We start from the raw sequence: 15,360 nt of genomic DNA, 5'->3' as shown, positions 1-15,360 counted from the left end.
GCCTCACTTTGTGTATACGAATATATCAGCGCGTCCGTTACGAAGTTGCAACGGACCTCTGGCATATCACGTGGGTTGTGGCTCCAACCCGCCATCGTTGCCCGGACGCGGCCGCGACCCCGTTGTCGGAACGGCCGAGCCCTTGGCCGGCGGAAGATCGTCGCTCGGATCCTCGCGCACCGGACGCTTGCCGTTGAGGAGCGCGCGGATTTCTTCGCCCGAAAGGGTTTCGAATTCCAACAGACCCTGTGCCAGCGTCTCCAGCTGATCGTGATGCGTGGTCAGGATCTCACGCGCCTTGTCGTAACCTTCGTCGACGAGACGGCGGACCTCGCGGTCGATCTTCTGCGACGTCTGCTCGGAGATGTTCTGCTGCCGCGCCACGGAATGGCCGAGGAAGACTTCTTCCTGGTTGTCGCCATAGGCGACGCGTCCGAGCTCTTCGGAGAAGCCCCAGCGCGTCACCATCGCCCGCGCAAGCTTCGTCGCCTGCTCGATATCGGAGGCCGCACCGGAGGTGACCCGGTCATGGCCGAAGGTGATCTCCTCCGCCACGCGACCGCCCATCATGATGGCGAGCCTTGAGGTCATCTGCTGGTAGGTCATGGAGAGCTGGTCGCGCTCCGGCAACTGCATGACCATACCGAGCGCACGTCCGCGCGGGATGATCGTCGCCTTATGCACGGGATCGGTCGACGGCACGTTGAGCGCAACGATGGCGTGGCCGCCTTCGTGATACGCCGTCAGCCGCTTCTCGTCCTCGGTCATGACGAGCGTGCGCCGTTCGGCACCCATCATCACCTTGTCCTTGGCATCTTCGAACTCGAGCATCGTCACGAGCCGTTTGCCGCGTCGTGCCGCAAGCAGCGCCGCCTCGTTCACGAGGTTCATGAGATCGGCACCGGAGAAGCCCGGCGTCCCGCGCGCCACCGTCTTGAGATTGACGTCGGGCGCGAGCGGCACCTTGCGCGCATGCACCTTCAGGATCTTCTCGCGGCCGACGACGTCCGGGTTCGGCACCACGACCTGGCGGTCGAAGCGGCCCGGCCGCAGAAGCGCGGGGTCGAGGACGTCCGGACGGTTGGTGGCGGCGATCAGGATGATGCCTTCGTTCGCCTCGAAGCCGTCCATCTCGACGAGCAGCTGGTTGAGCGTCTGCTCGCGCTCGTCGTTACCGCCGCCGAGGCCTGCGCCACGATGCCGTCCGACGGCGTCGATTTCGTCGATGAAGATGATGCACGGCGCATTCTTTTTCGCCTGCTCGAACATATCGCGCACACGGCTTGCGCCGACGCCCACGAACATCTCGACGAAGTCGGAACCGGAAATGGTGAAGAACGGCACGCCCGCCTCACCCGCCACGGCGCGGGCGATCAGCGTCTTACCGGTGCCCGGAGGGCCGACGAGGAGCACGCCGCGGGGAATACGGCCGCCAAGCCGCTGGAATTTCTGCGGATCACGCAGAAACTCGACGATCTCTTCAAGGTCTTCCTTGGCTTCGTCGACACCGGCCACGTCCTCGAAGGTCACGCGGCCATGCGCTTCGGTCAGAAGCTTTGCCTTGGACTTGCCAAAGCCCATGGCTCTGCCGCCGGCGCCTTGCATCTGCCGCATGAAGAAGATCCACACCGCGATGAGAAGCAGCATCGGGAACCAGGAAATCAACACCGAGAAGAACGACATCTCGCTCTCGTCGGGCTCGGCCTTGATGGTGACGCCCTTGTCTTCAAGCAGCGTCACATATTCTGAGTTGTCCGGCGCGTAAGTCGTAAAGCGCTTGCCGTCGCTGTAGGTGCCAGTAATCTGCTGGCCGCTGATCGTGACGTTCTTGATGTTGCCGTCGATCGCTTCGCTGCGGAACTGCGAATAAGTGATTTCCTGCGTCGTACCCTGGCGGGACGGGCTCTGAAACAAGTTAAAGAGCGCCACCAAGAGGAGCAGGATCACGATCCACAGCGCGAAATTCCGGAAATTCTGGTTCATTCTGGCTTTCCCCGATGGCGCTTTCGGCGCCGGATCCGTGAGGGCGTCCTGTCAAACATCCCCTAGATAGGTTGCGAGGGGGTTGATGTGAAGGCACAGAAATAGAGTGCGGCCCGCAAACGGCAGCTTCCGGCAAGGCGGTAAGCCCGTCACGCGCTCAACTAATTGATATTGTGCATCTCGGCCGGTCTTGGCGGCAAGCGGTTTTCCACCATCAACCGATCGTAGAGACCCCCGATATGGGGATCGCAAAGCCGGTCGTCGACAATTTGTCGAATGCCGAGATCCGTGCGGCATCCGGCATCCCCCTTGGCCCCGAGGAGAGGCGGAACGGCGATGCAGGTGTCCCCAGCAAACAGCGCCGGCATCGTCCGCTCGAATGCATTGCCGCGTCCGCACCGCCCGAAGCCACGAACACGGGCGTCTTCGCCGGCGAGCGCGTGCGGCGCGACGATATAACGCCCGTCGAAGACCACATCGCGCCCGGCTTCGAGATCGCAATCTCCCGGCCCCTGCCGGCCCCATTCGCGGCTGACGACGAGACGATCCTCGCTGAGATCGAGCCGGGCTCCGTGCAGTGTCGCAACGAGGGAGCCTCCGCCCCCCACCATCGCACTCAGCCTTTCATCGAGCGAAACGAGCGCCTCGCGCAAAGGCGTCGCCACGCGACCGGATGCGGCCATCAAAAGCCGGCGCAGAAGCGCGAGCCAGGCTTCGAATTCCATCTCCCGGCGCACCGAAACCGGTCGCAAAATCGTGATCGCTCCGGCCTCGCTCACCGTGGCGCTTTCGGCAGCCTGAAGCGCCGCGCGCTCAAACATTTGATGGATGTGCCCTTCGCGCGCGGCGAAGACGGCGAGCCGTTCGGCCGTCAGCCCGATGGCAGAAAGCTCCGGCGCGGCAAGGCGCACACGCGCCCGCTCCTGCGCGGGATCAGAATTCGTCGGATCATCGCAAAACGGAAGCTTGCGAGCCTCCGCGCTCAGGCGCAGCCGGGCTTTCGAGAATTGTAGGAGCGGCCGCGCGATCGTCGGCCATCCCTCCCGTCTTAACGCGGCTTCGATCCCCTTGAGCGCACGCGGCTCGGCGGTGCGTGCCATGCGCATCAGCACCGTCTCGGCCTGATCGTCCGCATGGTGGGCGGTCAGGATGGCGCGGCAGCCTGCCCGCGTCGCCACTTCGATGGCCGCCGCATAGCGCGCCAGCCGGGCGGCCGCGGCGATACCACTTTGCGGCCGCTCCGCCTCTTCCCAGCGACGCACATGGTGGCGGAGGTGAAGCCGCGTGCAGACATCTCCCACCATCCGCGCCTCGGCGGCACTCTCCGCCCGCAGGCCGTGATCGAAGGTGAAAGCCTGCGGCGCCGGCGCGCCGCGATGCGCGGCAATCTCTGCCGCAAGCGCCAGCAGCGCCAGGGAATCCGGCCCGCCGGAGACCGCGATCAGCGCTCCCCGGTCGAGCCATTCGCGAAGGAGCGGCTCCGCCTCGGCCGCATCGATCGCGCCCTCAGCAGCCCGCGCGTTTCGCTTCTGCGGCAACGCGGTTGGTGAGCGCACCGGACGCGTCCGGATATTTGCGGCCGACTTCGTCGAAGGTGGCACAGGCAGCGTCCTTTTCGCCCAGCGCGGCAAGAGCGATGCCGAGCTTCATCAGAGCGTCCGGCGCCTTACGGCTCTTCGGAGCGGTTTTGTAAAGCTCCAGAAACGTATTCGCCGCCGCCCTGTCCTTGTTCTGCTGCAGCTGGCTCTCGCCCAACCAGAAGCGGGCATCGTTCGCCTGCGCCTCGTTCGGGAAGCGTTCCAGCCAGGCCGCGAAACTCCGCTCCGCCTCGGAATAATCGCCGGTCAGGATATAGCCATAGGCAAAATCATAATCCTGCCTGGGATCACCGGAGAGAGAGGCGAGCGCTGGCCCTTGAGGCTGTTCGCCACCGCTACCCATCTCATCGACCGGACCGACGGCCGGGGCAGGCCCCTCCGGACCACCGCCCGCAAGCGTCGAGAGATCGATCGGCGCACCGGCATCGAAGCCGCCCTCGCCGTCCTGCGCGATGCGCGGATCATCCGGAGAGATGCCCACCGTGCCGAGATCCTGCGGCGGCGCGCCTGCCACGCTGCTGGAATTGTTGGAAGGATTGACGCTGCCGCCCGTCGCGCCGCCATAGGTCGCGCCACCATAGGTGTTGGAGCCGGCCCCGAATTGCTGGCCACCATCGGGCTGGGCGTTCGGCTGGGCGCCCGGCTGTCCGCCGTTCCAGCCAAAGCTCTGGTCCATTGGGGCATCTTCCCCGCTTTGCGGCGGGCCGGCGATACCGGCCTGACGGCGGGTGACCTGCAGTTCGTGCTGAAGTTGCTCCACCTCACCGGTCAGCTGGCGCACCCGCTCTTCCAGCTGCTGGATGTAGAGCCGCATCTGGCCGATCTCCTGCGGGCTCTGCGCCTGGGCAAGACCCGGGAAAAGGAGAAGGCCGGCAAATACAAAAAGAATACGTCCGCTCATGACAAGGTCGCTAGCATGACTGAGTGAGGCTCCACCACCTCCAGATCAATTCGGCCAAACTTCGACACTTGTGACAGGAACGCAAAAAAGGCGGCCGAAGCCGCCTTTTCTTTACCTCTGTGGCAGGACTGCGACGGCGATCAGCTGCCGGCGCCGCCCACAACGGTCACAGCGCGGCGGTTCTGGTTCCAGCACGAGGCCGCATCGCAGACCGCGACCGGACGCTCTTTGCCGTAGGAAATCGTGCGCATGCGGCCGGGATTGATGCCGCGCGAAGCGAGATAATCGCGCGTTGCGGCCGCGCGCCGGGCGCCGAGGGCAAGGTTGTACTCGCGCGTGCCGCGCTCGTCGGCATGGCCTTCGACGGTGATGGTGTAATTCGGATACTGGTTCAGCCAAGCCGCCTGGCGGTCGAGCGTCGCCCGTGCTTCCGGCGTCAGCGACGAGGAATCGACGATGAAGAAGACGCGGTCGCCGACATTGACCTGGAAGTCCTGTGGGCTGCCGGGCGTGGCCGCACCTGCGCCTCCTCCGGAACCGGCCAGATCCAACGCCTTTTGCTGGTTGGCGCAACCGCCAGCCGTCAGAAGAAGGGCTGCGCCGAAGGCAGCAGCTAGAATACGGATGTTCAGGCGAAAGCTCATCGCCGCAAGCTCCTGGTGGAATCGAAGGGCTTTGATAACCCTGACAGGGTTAAGGCCTCATGAACGATTAGGGTTAAGAAGGCGTGAACGCAGACAGATGGGCGACGCAAAACAAAATGTCCGAAAGAGAGCGGTGGCCACCGAATACGGCGGAAGCTTGGCGCTCGCGCACCTTTTTGGCCACAAAGCGCGGCCTCGGCGCCTCAATTGCCGATGAGCCAGGCCTTATCCCGCGACGACGATGATCTCCGGGCTTTTTGGGCCGAACTCGCTGCGGTCAAAGGAGCCGTAGAGATTGACCTCCGAAAACCCGGCCTCGGCCAGCTTCTCCTTGAGAAGATCGCAGGACGTGAACCGCACTTGATCTTCCAGGATGACTTCTTCCTCGCCGGGAAAGCGCAGATGCGTGCGGTAGGCGATGATGTCGTCTTCCGCTGACACCAGGGAAAGATAGGTCTCCACGCTCGCACTCCCGATCGGACGAATGAGGCGACGGCTGCGCCCGGGGGTCCATTGCCGCCAGCCCTCGACGATCGGATTGCGGCTTTCGAAAGCGAACCGGCCGCCCGGTGAAAGCTGCTCCCGCACCGTTTTTAAGGCGGCCTCGATGACCTCGTCGCTCAACAGGCACTGGAAGCTGTGTCCGGTCATCAGGACGAGATCGAACGGCGCCGCCGCGTGACGGGTGGTGGCATCGCCCTCCACCCAATCGACCCGCTCCGCGCCGGCCCCGCGGCGTGCAACCGCCAGCATCGCCGGCGCCGGATCGGCCGCCGTCACCCTGTGCCCGCGTCTGGCGAGGGCACGCGCCAGGGCGCCAGTGCCGCAGCCGATGTCGAGGATCGCAAGCGGCTCGCGTCCGCCGCTCTGTTCTTCACCCTGCGCTTCAAGCTCTCCCTCGGCCTGCCTTTTGAGCTGTCCGGCAAGCTGAATGTAGAAGCGCGTGTCCTCGCCCGGCGGATTGAGCAGGTCGTAAAGACCCGCCAGGCGTTCATCGCAATATGAGCTCATGGAATTTGCCTGCCCTCCGGCACCGGGCCGCCAGCATCAATCGAGGAGCGGGCTCCACGCCGGATCGGAGGCATAATTCGGCGTCGGCACGACCCGCTCGTTATAGCCGGTGATGTCGACGGAAAGGAGCTGCGGGCCGCCGCCGCCGGACTGGTCGCGGAAGAACATCAACACGCGGCCGTTGGGCGCCCAGGTCGGACCCTCGTTGTGGAAACCTTCCGTGATGACACGCTCGCCCGACCCGTCCGGCGCCATCACGCCGATGCCGAAGCGGCCGCCTTCCTGCTTGGTGAAGGCGATGAGATCGCCGCGCGGCGACCAGACGGGCGTCGCATAGCGTCCCTGCCCGAAGGAAATCCGCTGCGCCGGGCCGCCATTCGCACCCATCACGTAGAGCTGCTGCGTGCCGCCCCGGTCGGATTCGAAGACGATGCGCTGACCGTCCGGCGAAAACGACGGCGCCGTATCGATCGACGGCGAATCGGTCAGCCGCGTCATCTGCCGGTTCCTGAGATCGAGCAGATAGATGTTGGAATTGCCTCCCTGGGCGAGCGACAGAACCACCTTCTGACCGTCCGGAGAAAACCGCGGCGAGAAGGTCATGTTGGAGAAATTGCCGATCTTCTCCCGCTGCCCGTTCTCCGTGTTGAGGAGAAACACCTGCCACTGATCGCCCGAAAGAGCCGCATAGGTGATTTCCTGGCGCGTGGGCGAGAAGCGAGGCGTCAGCACGAGATCGCTGCCGTCGGTCAGATAGCGCACATTGGCGCCGTCCTGGTCCATGAGCGCCAGCCGCTTGATGCGCCGTTCCTTGGAGCCGGATTCGTCGACGAAGACGATGCGGGTGTCGAAATAGCCCTTCTCACCGGTCAGGCGCTCATAGATCGCATCGGCGATGATATGCGCCACCCGCCGCCAATTGTCGGGGCTTGCCACGAATTGCTGCCCCGTCAGCTGCCGGCCGGCAAAAATATCCCAGAGGCGAAATTCCGCCTGCACGCGTCCGTCCGCAGTCGCCTCGACCCGCCCGGAGACGAGCGCCTGCGCGTTGAGCGGACGCCAATTGGCGAAATCGGGCGTCACGTCCGGCGGGATCGTCGGCTGGATGAAGGCGGCCGGATCGACCGGGGCGAACAGCCCCGAATTCTTCAAATCCGCGGTGATGACGTCAGAGATCTGCTGGCTGAGCTGATCGGGCTGGCCGCCTGTCCCGACGAAGGTCGGGATGGCGATCGGCATCGGCTGGATCGTGCCGCGCGTGATGTCGACGCGCAGCTGCGCCGATGCGCTGCCAATGAGAGCGCCAACCAGCGCGAACTGGGCGAGCGCTGCGGCGATGGCGAAGGGGAAAGCCCGACTTCTCAAGCGGTCGGTAAAGGACATGGGCGTGAAGCTCCGTCAAATCTCATCCGCCGAGCATTTCGCTCGGGTCGAAGGTGAATTCGATATCCCGCCACAAGGAGTATTTCTCTGGCGGTAGTATGTCGTAAGGGGCGCATTCGTGGACGGCGCGGATAGCGCTCTCCATCGCCACGCGGGAAAGCTCGTCGAAACCACCGCCGACCGGGCGGGGCGGTGCCGCAAGCGTTCCGTCCGGCTGCAGGCTGATGGCGACCGTCACCCGAAGCCCGCCCGCCTGGCGCACGCCGATCGGCGGGTTCCAGCACTGATAAAGCCGTGCCTTCAGCGCCTCGATCTCGCTTTGCGTCATCGCTGCCTCGGCCTTGCCCTCGCGCGCGCCGAACGTCTGCGGATCGGGAGCGGGATCGGGGTCCCCGCCGCCCGTCGGATCGCGCTTGTCGAGAAGTGCCGCGATATCGTCAGGCCGGAAATCCCGCTTCGGCTCGGGCTTTTGCGTCACCTTCGGCTTTTCCGGCACGGGCTTTTCCGGTGCGGGTTTGGTCTCCGCCGGCTTCGGCGGCTTGATGTCCTTGGGCGGCGTCGGGCGCATCTTCGGCAGGGTATCGAGCGCGGGCGCCGCCTCTTGCGGCGTCGCTTCTGGCGCCTTCTCCGGCTGCGCATCGGGACGTGGCGCGGGCTCCGGCTCGGGCTCGGGTTCCGGCGGCACAGAGGCGACCTTGGTCTCTTCCGGTTTCGGCTTTTCCTCCACCTTCGGCGTCGGCCGCGGCGTCGGTTCCTTCACCGATTGAACAGGCTTCGGCGCCGGCTTTTCCGCCGGTTTCGGGTCCGGCCGATCCGCCTTGGCTTGCGCCTTGGGCTGAGGCTTTTCGTCAGGTTTCGGCTTTGCCGTCTTGGAGCCGGCAAGAAGATCGGTCACTTCGGAAATCGGCACGAGATCGACAGGCAGGGCTTCCGTGTGATCCACGCTGAAAGGCTTCGCGTCCGGAAACGCGAAGAGCCCGAGCGAGATCAGCGCCAGGTGAGCCGCAAGTGAGACGCCGAGGCCGACACGCATTCCTTACCCATCAGTCTCTTGCAGGGTGACGAGACCGATCCGGCGATAGCCGGCTGCATTGAGACGGCCCATCACCCGCATGATCGTGCCGTAATCGGCATTGCGATCGCCGCGCACGAAAATGCGCTCGTTGAGTCCGTTTTTCGCAAGTGCCTGCAGCGTCGCCACCAGCTTGTCGGACGACACCTCCTGCTCCTGCAGATAGATCGACCCATCGGCATTGACCGACACCGTCAACGGCTCGGTGTCGGCATCCATCGCCTTCGCCTGCGTTTCCGGCAGGTCGATCGGCACGCCGACGGTGAGAAGCGGCGCCGCCACCATGAAGATGATTAGCAACACCAGCATGACGTCGACGAACGGCGTGACGTTGATCTCCGCCACCAGCGCATGGCGGCGGCGCAGACGATGGCGGCTGCTGCCGCCCCTGCTCGGTGCGATCATCCCGGCACCCATCAGGCCGCTCTCCGCTCGTCGATCTGGCGTGACAGGATCGCCGCGAATTCGTCGGAAAAACCCTCCATGCGCGTGGCGAGCCGGGAAACCTGGCTGGCGAATTTATTGTAGAACATGACGGCCGGAATGGCGGCGAAAAGGCCGAACGCCGTCGCAAGAAGCGCTTCGGCAATACCGGGCGCCACCACGGCGAGATTGGTGTTCTTCGAGGCCGCGATCGCCTGAAACGAGGTCATGATGCCCCACACCGTGCCGAAGAGGCCGATGAACGGGCCGGCCGAGCCGACGGTCGCGAGCACCAGGAGCCGCCGTTCGAGCCGGTCGACCTCACGTGCGATCGTGACATCCATCACCCGGTCGATGCGCTGCCCGAGGCCTGCGAGCGATTTCGCGCCCCCCTCATAGGTGCGCTTCCACTCCTTCATCGCGGCGACGAAAAGCGCCGCCATGCCGTGCGCTTCGCGCGCCGACACCTGGTTGTAGAGCTGTTCGAGGGACTGTCCCGACCAGAACGTGTCCTCGAACTTGTCGAGCTGACCCTTCATCCGGCGGTAGAGGAGCGTCTTGTCGATGATGATCGCCCAGCACCACACGGAAGCTCCGAGCAGGCCGAGCATGACGATCTTCACGACGATATGCGCCTGCCAGAATAGAGATAGCAGGGAAAAGCCACCCGCCGGATCGGCGAGCGCTGTCTGGGCAACTTGATCCATGGAATGAGATCGCTCTTTTTCGATCTTGGCGGCTCTTGACCGCCGAATGTGACAAAAGCACGGCCTTAGAGAGCCTGCCCTGATGAAACCAGTCTAAAGGATGAGAGATCATCACGGTTAACGAACCGTTAGGAGCGTGTCCTCACAGCAAACTTTTCTTATCCACGATAAACGATTGGAACCGTTGGAGTCGGAAGGCGTTTGGAATTCGAAACAGCAGGCCATTGAGGCCAAGAGGAATCCCATGTCGCGCTTTGACGCCCGCCTTGATCAGACTGCAAATCAGCCGACCGAGACCGACTCGCGCTTCACCGACACCTTGGTCGTTTCTGCGCTTGGCCTCTCCGTCTTCCTGGTCGCTCTCGGAGGACTGGCCGCGTAAATTTTTACGGGCTTTGTTTGAAAGAGGCGCTCAAAGCCTCTCGCACTTTCACCGGCAGGCGCGCCGGACGGCCTTCCCCGGTCAGAAGCGCCGCTTCAACGACAGCCTTGACGAGAATGGCGTCACCGCAGCGCAGCTCTTGCGCCAGCGTGACCCGCGCCCCGCCCACCTTTTCGGGCCTCGTGAGAATGGTCACGATATCGTCAATACGCGCCGGCTTTTCGAACTCGATCGTCATCCGCCGCACGGCAAAGGCAAGGCTGTCCGCGGCAAGCACGTGATGATGCACGCCGAGAAGGCGTAGAAAATCCGAGCGCCCCCTCTCCAGAAAATGCAGATAGCGGGCGTGATAGACGAGGCCGGAAAAATCCGTGTCTTCGAAATAGACCCGTTGATGCAGGATATGCCCATCCGCCGTCAGCCGGCCGGAAAGTTCGGCGGGCGCGTCAGCTGTCGTCGTCATTCAAGAAAAGTCCCATCTGCGCGGCCCGGTCCTGCGTCGGCACGGCCAGGCCCAGATGCTGGAAGGCTCTCGGCGTCAGCAGGCGGCCACGCGGCGTTCTTTGGATAAACCCCTGCTGGATCAGATAGGGCTCGACGATGTCTTCGATGGCATCGCGCGGCTCCGACAGCGCCGCCGAAATCGTCTCGATCCCTACCGGCCCGCCGCCGAAATTCTCCGCAATCATGAAAAGATAGCGCCGGTCGAGGAGATCGAGCCCGCGGGCATCGACCTCGAGCGCGAGAAGTGCCTTGTCGGCTAGAGAGCGTTCGATCCGCTCCGCCCCGTCCACAGCCGCGAAATCGCGCACGCGCCGCAGAAGCCGGCCGGCGACGCGCGGCGTGCCACGCGCCCGCCGGGCGATCTCGCTCGCCCCTTCATCGGAAATCGGCGCGCCCAGAATGCGCGCCCCCCGGCGCACGATCTTTTCAAGCTCCGCCTCGGTATAGAAATCGAGCCGCACGGGAATACCGAAGCGGTCTCGGAGCGGCGTCGTCAAAAGCCCGAGCCGCGTGGTCGCGCCGACCAGAGTGAAGGGCGCGAGATCGATCTTCACCGAACGCGCCGCCGGCCCTTCGCCGATGATGAGATCGAGCTCGAAATCCTCCATCGCCGGATAGAGAATTTCTTCCACTGCCGGGTTGAGGCGGTGGATCTCGTCGATGAAGAGCACGTCGCGCTCGTCGAGATTGGTGAGAAGGGCTGCGAGATCGCCCGCTTTGGCGATGACCGGTCCCGACGTGGAACGGAAATTGACGCCGAGCTCGCGCGCCACGATCTGCGCGAGCGTCGTCTTGCCGAGCCCTGGCGGCCCGACGAAAAGCACATGGTCGAGCGCCTCCGAGCGCGACCGCGCCGCCTCGATGAAGACTTTGAGATTGCCCCGCGCCTTCTCCTGGCCGACGAAATCGGCAAGCCGCTCCGGCCGGAACGAGGCGTCGGGATCGCTGTCCTCGACGCGCGCATCGGCGCTGACGAGACGGTCTGTGCTCACTGGCTGAGCTCCTTCAGGCCGAGCCTGATCAATTTCGCGGTTTCGGCCCCCTCGCCCGCATCACGCATCGCTTTGGCGATCGCGGCCGAGGCCTGCGCCTGGGCATAGCCGAGATTGACGAGGGCGGAAACCGCATCGGCGATTGGCTGCGGCGCGACCTGATCGCCGAGATCCGATTGCAGGCGCGACAGCGACGGATCGCCACCGATGCCACTGCCGAGCGCCGGCGCCTTGTCCTTGAGCTCCGAACAGATGCGCCCGGCAAGCTTCGGCCCGACGCCGGGCGAACGCGCGATCATGGCCTTGTCCTGCAGCGCGATCGCGGAGGAAAGATCGGCCGGCCGCAGCGTGCCGAGCACGCCGAGCGCCATTCGCGTGCCCACCCCCTGCACCGAATTCAACAGCCGGAACCATTCGCGCTCCACATCCGAGGAGAAACCGAAAAGCCGGATCTGGTCCTCGCGCACATAGGTCTCGATCGAAAGCGTCGCCGCCTCTCCGGGCGACGGCAGCGCCTGCAGCGTCTGCGTCGAGCAATGCACGACATAGCCGACGCCGCCGACATCGACGATGACCCAGTCGGGTCCGTAGGAATCGATGCGCCCTTTGAGTTTGCCAATCATGGATGGGTGTCCGGCGAGATGATCTGAAGGAGCGGAAAGTACTGCCGATAGCGCTCCGGATCACGGGTCAGCAGGAAATACCCCCCGAAATCGGCGTGCGCCCCAATATAGAAATCCGGCAGTGGCGAACGTCTGGCGCCGCCGGCGCGCCGATAGGCGAGAAAGGCACGGCCTGCCGCGAAGGCTGCATCCCATGGCAGTGCCTCGCGCCGGTAGATCGCCGGGCTCAATGCCCGCTCCGCCTGGCGCTGGGTGCTGTAGCCGCAGGAGACTTCGGCGTAGATGATCGGGTTGATGACGAGCCCGCCCCGCTGCCGTCCCTGACGCAGCTGGGCCTGTGACCACGCCGCCCATTCCGCGTCTTCCTGCAACACATCGATCAGGATGTTTGTGTCGACCAGCGTCTCGCTCATTCGTCGCGCAGGAGCTTTATGAAGGCGTCAGTGCTCATGCCGGTCCGCAGAGAGCCCCGGGCTCGCTCCAGATAGGCGTCGAATTCCGCATCCTCCGCCGTGTCTGGCGCGGCCGGCCCCGCCCGGCGCAGGACGATCTCCTCGCCACGTTCGCTCACCTCAAAGCGCGTCCCGACCGCAATGCCGCGACGATCACGGATCCCCTTCGGAATGGTGATCTGACCCTTCGTCGTCACGGTCGTCGAACTCTTCGGCACTCTTACCTCGCGCAGTAAGAATAGAACATTACAGAAACGTCGGCAAGGCGACGAGGCGCATTCTCCTGGGCTTCACCCCCGGCCGCGCACCAACCGCATGAGTTCGTCCGACGAAAGATGTTCGTTCGCGGTGCGGGAGCCTTTGATCGCCTCGATCCCCCGACCGCCACGCCGGCTCTTCGCCTCGAGCGCAGGGTTTGCCCCCGCCTGGGCCACGGCGCTGCCGCGGTGATGCGCGTGGCAGATGGCGATGGCGAGCGCGTCGGCGGCATCGTCGCTGTCAAAGGTCGCCTTCGGCATCAGGATGGAGACCATCGTGCGGATCTGCCCCTTCTGCGCATGGCCGGCGCCCACGACCGACTTCTTCACCATGTTGGGGGCGTATTCCGCCACTTCGAGCCCCGCCTTCGCCGGCGCCAGAAGGGCAATGCCGCGCGCCTGCCCGAGCTTCAGCGTGGCGCCCGCATCGCGGTTGACGAAGGTGTTTTCCACCGCCGCTTCGCCGGGGCTGTGTTCGGAAATCACGGCGACGAGCCCGTCATAGAGCGCCGCCAGTCGGTCACACAGCGCGTCTTTTTCGTCGGAGCGCACCGTGCCGGCCGCCACGAAGGCGAGACGTGTGCCGGACATATCGACGACACCCCAACCGGTGCGGCGCAGGCCAGGGTCGATGCCGATGATGCGAATCGTCTGCTTCATCGGCCGATCATAGCGAAGACCGGGAGGAACGGCGCAGCTTACGCATCCTCGGCCGAAACCGTGAAATTGAGCGGCAGGCGCCCGCCATCGACATAAACCGTCTGCCCGGTCATATAGCTTGCATCGTCGGAGGCGAGAAAAGCGGCAACCGCGGCCACCTCGCTCGGCTCGCCGATACGGCGCAGCGGCGTGCGCGTCAAAATGCGCTGACGGGCTTCGGCATCGTCGGCCACATGCCCCAGCATGTCGGTCATGATGGAGCCCGGCCCGATCGCGTTGACGCGGATCCCATGCGGCGCAAGGGCAAGCGCCATCACCTTGGTGAGCTGGTTCACGCCCCCCTTGGAGACCGTGTAGGGCACCTGGTCGGGAATCGCGACGACGGCATTGACCGAGCTCATATGGATGATGACGCCCGGATCGCCGCCCGCTTCGATCTGTTTGACCATGCGCTTGGCGACGGCCTGGCCGACGAGAAACGCTCCCTTCAAATTGACGTTGAGGACGCGGTCGAACTCCTCCTCCGTCAGCGCCAGGAAATCCGCCTTGAGCGCGATCGCGGCACAGGAGACGAGGACGTCGATGTCCCCATAGGCGTCGACCGTCGTCGCCAGCAGATTGCGCACCGAGAGCTTTTCGGCGACGTCGCAATGCACGAAGCGCACAGGCCCGAGGTCGCCGAGCGCCTCCACCGAAGCGCTGCCTGCATCGTCGTCGATATCGGCGAGGACCACCCGCGCCCCTTCAGACAGGAAGCGCTTGGCGACGGCACGCCCGATTCCCTTCGCTCCACCGGTCACGATGGCGACCTTGTTTTCCAGCGACATTGGCATCTTCCCTTGTGGCCCGTTCCGGCCCATCGGCAGCGGCCGACTCGCCTCAGCCGTTGCCGATGAAGCCGGGATAAAGCGTCATGCCGCCATCGGCAAACAGACAATGGCCGTGCACATAATCGGCAGCGTCCGAAACGAGCCAGACGACGGCCTGGGCGATATCCTCCGGATCGCCGATCCGCCCATAGGGGATGAGGCTGCGGATCGCATCCGCATTGTCGGCGCGCTCATCGGCATTGATGTCGGTCGCGATGGCACCGGGGCCCACCGAATTCACCCGGATTTTCTCATGTCCCACCTCCTGCGCGAGAGACTGCATGAGAAGGGAAACGCCCCCCTTGGAGGCCGCGTAATTGACGCGCCCAGCCCACGGAATGCGCTCATGGACGGAGGAATTGAAGACGATCTTGCCGAGCGCCGGGCTCACCTCTTCGCGCAACCCCTTTTTGCGGAAGCGTTTGACGGCCTCACGGGCGACCAGGAAGGCCCCAGTGAGATTGGTGGAGATGACCGCCTCCCAATCGTCGAGCGACATCTCGCCAAAGGCACAGTCGCGCTGGATGCCAGCGTTGGAGAAGACGATGTCGACCGGACCGAGCTCCGCTTCGCAGCAATCGAAAAGTTTGTGGACATCGCGCTCACGTCCGACGTCGCCGCGGATGATGACGCCCCGGCTGCCGGCCCGCTCGACGGCGGAGAGGGTCTTTTCCGCCCCTTCCTCGTCGGAATGGAAGTTGATGACGACATCGGCACCCGCCTTCGCCAACCCCGCCGCAACGGCCGCTCCGATTCCTGAGCTTGCCCCTGTCACGACGGCGTTCTGGCCTTCCAGGCTTAGTCCGTTTTGAGCTGCCACTGAGCCCCTCCTGATCGTGAATGCGTGGAAGGACGCAAGCGGTGTCGGCCGAGCAGCCTCTCGCTACGGCGGATCACCT

17 protein-coding genes and 1 pseudogene are annotated in these 15,360 nt (G+C 64.5%); 1 reads left to right on the top strand and 17 read right to left on the bottom strand.

Features of this window, described 5'->3' with window-relative positions; all coding sequences use genetic code 11:
• Positions 1–66: 66 nt before the first annotated feature.
• From ftsH to tolQ, 9 genes are all read right to left on the bottom strand, one after another.
• A complete protein-coding gene (gene ftsH / locus EO094_RS04140) occupies positions 67–1,983 on the bottom strand; it encodes an ATP-dependent zinc metalloprotease FtsH (RefSeq protein WP_128291018.1) in 1,917 nt (638 codons plus the stop codon).
• A gap of 161 nt (positions 1,984–2,144) precedes the next feature.
• Complete coding sequence (gene tilS, locus EO094_RS04135) at positions 2,145–3,539, bottom strand: tRNA lysidine(34) synthetase TilS (protein ID WP_164879553.1); 1,395 nt, start codon at positions 3,537–3,539, stop codon at positions 2,145–2,147.
• Positions 3,490–4,482, bottom strand: coding sequence for a tol-pal system protein YbgF (ybgF, locus tag EO094_RS04130; protein ID WP_128291016.1), 993 nt, complete (start codon positions 4,480–4,482; stop codon positions 3,490–3,492). The genes tilS and ybgF overlap by 50 nt, the downstream gene beginning before the upstream one ends.
• 140 nt (positions 4,483–4,622) lie before the next feature.
• Complete coding sequence (gene pal / locus EO094_RS04125; protein ID WP_128291015.1) at positions 4,623–5,126, bottom strand: peptidoglycan-associated lipoprotein Pal; 504 nt, start codon at positions 5,124–5,126, stop codon at positions 4,623–4,625.
• 225 nt (positions 5,127–5,351) lie between these two features.
• Positions 5,352–6,137 (bottom strand): class I SAM-dependent methyltransferase, encoded by a 786-nt coding sequence (locus tag EO094_RS04120; protein ID WP_128291014.1) that lies wholly within the window; start codon positions 6,135–6,137, stop codon positions 5,352–5,354.
• A 36-nt stretch (positions 6,138–6,173) separates the two neighbouring features.
• Complete coding sequence (tolB, locus tag EO094_RS04115; RefSeq protein WP_128291013.1) at positions 6,174–7,520, bottom strand: Tol-Pal system beta propeller repeat protein TolB; 1,347 nt, start codon at positions 7,518–7,520, stop codon at positions 6,174–6,176.
• Between the two features lie 22 nt (positions 7,521–7,542).
• Positions 7,543–8,553 (bottom strand): cell envelope integrity TolA family protein, encoded by a 1,011-nt coding sequence (locus EO094_RS04110; protein WP_128291012.1) that lies wholly within the window; start codon positions 8,551–8,553, stop codon positions 7,543–7,545.
• Between the two features lie 3 nt (positions 8,554–8,556).
• Positions 8,557–9,009 (bottom strand): protein TolR, encoded by a 453-nt coding sequence (tolR, locus tag EO094_RS04105; RefSeq protein WP_092815545.1) that lies wholly within the window; start codon positions 9,007–9,009, stop codon positions 8,557–8,559.
• Complete coding sequence (gene tolQ / locus EO094_RS04100; protein WP_128291011.1) at positions 9,009–9,722, bottom strand: protein TolQ; 714 nt, start codon at positions 9,720–9,722, stop codon at positions 9,009–9,011. The genes tolR and tolQ overlap by 1 nt, the downstream gene beginning before the upstream one ends.
• Before the next feature lie 244 nt (positions 9,723–9,966).
• Here tolQ and EO094_RS18395 point away from each other — a divergent pair, with 244 nt between their 5' ends.
• Entirely contained in the window at positions 9,967–10,104 is a 138-nt protein-coding gene (locus EO094_RS18395) for a hypothetical protein (RefSeq protein ID WP_164879552.1), read from the top strand.
• Between the two features lie 4 nt (positions 10,105–10,108).
• Here EO094_RS18395 and EO094_RS04095 read toward each other — a convergent pair whose 3' ends face one another.
• The 8 genes and pseudogenes from EO094_RS04095 to EO094_RS04060 all read right to left on the bottom strand — a co-directional run bounded on the left by EO094_RS04095 (position 10,109) and on the right by EO094_RS04060 (position 15,281).
• A complete protein-coding gene (locus EO094_RS04095; RefSeq protein ID WP_128291010.1) occupies positions 10,109–10,567 on the bottom strand; it encodes a YbgC/FadM family acyl-CoA thioesterase in 459 nt (152 codons plus the stop codon).
• Positions 10,551–11,600, bottom strand: coding sequence for a Holliday junction branch migration DNA helicase RuvB (gene ruvB, locus EO094_RS04090; protein ID WP_205649814.1), 1,050 nt, complete (start codon positions 11,598–11,600; stop codon positions 10,551–10,553). The genes EO094_RS04095 and ruvB overlap by 17 nt, the downstream gene beginning before the upstream one ends.
• Positions 11,597–12,223, bottom strand: coding sequence for a Holliday junction branch migration protein RuvA (gene ruvA / locus EO094_RS04085; RefSeq protein WP_128291008.1), 627 nt, complete (start codon positions 12,221–12,223; stop codon positions 11,597–11,599). The genes ruvB and ruvA overlap by 4 nt, the downstream gene beginning before the upstream one ends.
• Positions 12,220–12,636, bottom strand: coding sequence for a type II toxin-antitoxin system VapC family toxin (locus EO094_RS04080; RefSeq protein WP_128291007.1), 417 nt, complete (start codon positions 12,634–12,636; stop codon positions 12,220–12,222). The genes ruvA and EO094_RS04080 overlap by 4 nt, the downstream gene beginning before the upstream one ends.
• Positions 12,633–12,893, bottom strand: a complete 261-nt coding sequence (locus tag EO094_RS04075; protein ID WP_164879551.1) for an AbrB/MazE/SpoVT family DNA-binding domain-containing protein — start codon at positions 12,891–12,893, stop codon at positions 12,633–12,635. The genes EO094_RS04080 and EO094_RS04075 overlap by 4 nt, the downstream gene beginning before the upstream one ends.
• Positions 12,894–13,097: 204 nt before the next feature.
• A pseudogene (gene ruvC, locus EO094_RS04070) lies at positions 13,098–13,592 on the bottom strand (crossover junction endodeoxyribonuclease RuvC); the annotation flags it as partial.
• Between the two features lie 38 nt (positions 13,593–13,630).
• Positions 13,631–14,419 (bottom strand): SDR family NAD(P)-dependent oxidoreductase, encoded by a 789-nt coding sequence (locus tag EO094_RS04065; RefSeq protein WP_128291004.1) that lies wholly within the window; start codon positions 14,417–14,419, stop codon positions 13,631–13,633.
• A 52-nt stretch (positions 14,420–14,471) separates the two neighbouring features.
• Positions 14,472–15,281 (bottom strand): SDR family oxidoreductase, encoded by an 810-nt coding sequence (locus EO094_RS04060; RefSeq protein WP_128291003.1) that lies wholly within the window; start codon positions 15,279–15,281, stop codon positions 14,472–14,474.
• Between the last annotated feature and the right edge of the window lie 79 nt (positions 15,282–15,360).

The organism is Afifella aestuarii (assembly GCF_004023665.1).
GTDB classification, from domain to species: Bacteria; Pseudomonadota; Alphaproteobacteria; order Rhizobiales; family Afifellaceae; genus Afifella; species Afifella aestuarii.
The sequence above is the reverse complement of the archived record's forward strand: the minus strand, read 5'-3'. Positions and strand labels throughout refer to the sequence as shown.

Coding starts and splice junctions, on each gene's coding strand:
- EO094_RS04110 (WP_128291012.1), bottom strand. CDS start 8,553: ATGCGTGTCGGCCTCGGCGTCTCACTTGCGGCTCACCTGGCGCTGATC.
- pal (WP_128291015.1), bottom strand. CDS start 5,126: ATGAGCTTTCGCCTGAACATCCGTATTCTAGCTGCTGCCTTCGGCGCA.
- ftsH (WP_128291018.1), bottom strand. CDS start 1,983: ATGAACCAGAATTTCCGGAATTTCGCGCTGTGGATCGTGATCCTGCTC.
- tolQ (WP_128291011.1), bottom strand. CDS start 9,722: ATGGATCAAGTTGCCCAGACAGCGCTCGCCGATCCGGCGGGTGGCTTT.
- EO094_RS18395 (WP_164879552.1), top strand. CDS start 9,967: ATGTCGCGCTTTGACGCCCGCCTTGATCAGACTGCAAATCAGCCGACC.
- EO094_RS04095 (WP_128291010.1), bottom strand. CDS start 10,567: ATGACGACGACAGCTGACGCGCCCGCCGAACTTTCCGGCCGGCTGACG.
- tolB (WP_128291013.1), bottom strand. CDS start 7,520: ATGTCCTTTACCGACCGCTTGAGAAGTCGGGCTTTCCCCTTCGCCATC.
- EO094_RS04065 (WP_128291004.1), bottom strand. CDS start 14,419: ATGTCGCTGGAAAACAAGGTCGCCATCGTGACCGGTGGAGCGAAGGGA.
- ruvA (WP_128291008.1), bottom strand. CDS start 12,223: ATGATTGGCAAACTCAAAGGGCGCATCGATTCCTACGGACCCGACTGG.
- EO094_RS04080 (WP_128291007.1), bottom strand. CDS start 12,636: ATGAGCGAGACGCTGGTCGACACAAACATCCTGATCGATGTGTTGCAG.
- EO094_RS04120 (WP_128291014.1), bottom strand. CDS start 6,137: ATGAGCTCATATTGCGATGAACGCCTGGCGGGTCTTTACGACCTGCTC.
- tolR (WP_092815545.1), bottom strand. CDS start 9,009: ATGGGTGCCGGGATGATCGCACCGAGCAGGGGCGGCAGCAGCCGCCAT.
- ybgF (WP_128291016.1), bottom strand. CDS start 4,482: ATGAGCGGACGTATTCTTTTTGTATTTGCCGGCCTTCTCCTTTTCCCG.